Below are 1,601 nucleotides of genomic sequence, written 5' to 3'. Positions count from 1 at the left end.
TGTTTTGCGCTGCTTTTTTGTATTTAAGTTATCTGCTGATCCTATCAGATGTGCTCATTCCCTACCTCAGATAAATGGAAATTTCTATTTTACAACTCAAATGAGTTCCTTAATATAACCTATTTTGTTTTTAGGTATTCAGCAAGTTTACCGACAGCAATCGCGCGATGGCTTATGCTGTTTTTTTCCAGGGCAGTCATCTCCGCAAAAGTTTTATCATAGCCATTCGGAATAAAAATGGGATCATAACCAAAACCATCAATACCCTTGCGTTCTTCAGTAATTTTCCCCTCGATACTTCCTTCAAAAAAGTGCTGCTGCTCATTCAAATATAATGAAATAACTGTTTTGAATCTCGCTGTACGATTGGGGTTATCGCCTAAATTTTTCAGGACAAGATCAATATTCTTTTCCATATCCCTCGATCCGGAATAACGTGCTGAATAAACTCCCGGTTCACCATTTAATGCGTCTATCTCCAATCCCGAATCATCACCAAAGCAATAAAGGCCATATTTATTAACCAAATAGTCTGTTTTCTGCTGTGCATTTTCCTCAAATGTTATACCTGTTTCTGGAATATCATCCTGACAGTCAATATCGTTTAAACTTTTAATGACAAAAGCATCCCCAACGATCGCTTGGACCTCTTCTAGTTTATGGGCATTATTGGTTGCAAACACTAGTTCTAGCATCTTCTTGAAAATAAAGTAAAATCCAAAAGTAAGAAATACTTACGAAACTATGCTATTTATACCTCCCTCCCGAAAAACCCCAATCCTTAATAAAGAATTACAACACGTATTCAGATCCAGCTTCAAATTACTTCGTAATACACATTTGGTAAGAAAAGAATTTTTAATTTATATTTACGCATTATTAACCCACTAACAAAAATGAAAAGTTTAAATGTTGCAATTAAATTAATGCTACTTGTATTGATGGCTATCCCTGCGGTTTCTATCGCACAAAGCTTAAAAGTTCTATCCGGAAATTTTAATTTTTTACAAGATCAGAAAGAGCTAAATGTTCAATTTGATTATACCCCATTAACGTTTTACAATGAGAAAATCTCAGAGGAAGAATATGTCAAAAGAAGGGTAAAGGAGATTTCCGACAGCAAAGGAAAAATGGAAGGAGAAATCTGGAAATCCGATTGGGAACAATCAAAAGCAAATGATTTTCAGAATAAATTCATCTCTTTACTGAACAGAAATGTGAATATCGAAAGCAGCAAAAATCCAAATGCGAAATATACACTTATTGTGCAATCCATATGGATTTACCCAGGATGGTATGCTGGCGTAATGGCACAGGCTGCCAAAGTGAGTACAGTTCTTAAATTTGTTGAAACAGAAAATCCATCGCATGTATTGCTGGAAATAGATAGTGAAAAAGCTCCTGGAAGTGCTTATGGTGGTGTCGCAAACAACAACGATAGAATGGCAGAAGGTTATGCCAAGACAGGTAAATCGCTAGGAAAATTAATCGCAAAGAAGATTAAATAGTACATGTTACATGCGGGCGTGAGCTACGGCTTGCCCCCGTTTGATTTGCTTAGTTTTAAAATAACTTCTGGAGATTAAATATCTTATTTATGA

2 protein-coding genes are annotated in these 1,601 nt (G+C 35.6%); one reads left to right on the top strand and one right to left on the bottom strand.

Annotated elements, in window-relative coordinates:
* Positions 1 to 119 precede the first annotated feature (119 nt).
* Positions 120 to 695 (bottom strand): non-canonical purine NTP diphosphatase, encoded by a 576-nt coding sequence (locus tag B2X72_RS22530; RefSeq protein WP_088160258.1) that lies wholly within the window; start codon positions 693 to 695, stop codon positions 120 to 122.
* 201 nt (positions 696 to 896) lie between these two features.
* On the opposite strand from B2X72_RS22530, the gene B2X72_RS22525 reads away from it, so the two are divergent.
* Positions 897 to 1,508, top strand: coding sequence for a hypothetical protein (locus B2X72_RS22525; protein WP_198386031.1), 612 nt, complete (start codon positions 897 to 899; stop codon positions 1,506 to 1,508).
* The last annotated feature ends 93 nt before the right edge of the window (positions 1,509 to 1,601 follow it).

The sequence above is a fragment of the Sphingobacterium sp. UBA7253 genome (assembly GCF_002472745.1).
Lineage (GTDB): Bacteria > Bacteroidota > Bacteroidia > Sphingobacteriales > Sphingobacteriaceae > Sphingobacterium > Sphingobacterium siyangense.
Note: the sequence above shows the minus strand (reverse complement) of the source record. Positions and strands in the feature narration are given on the sequence as shown.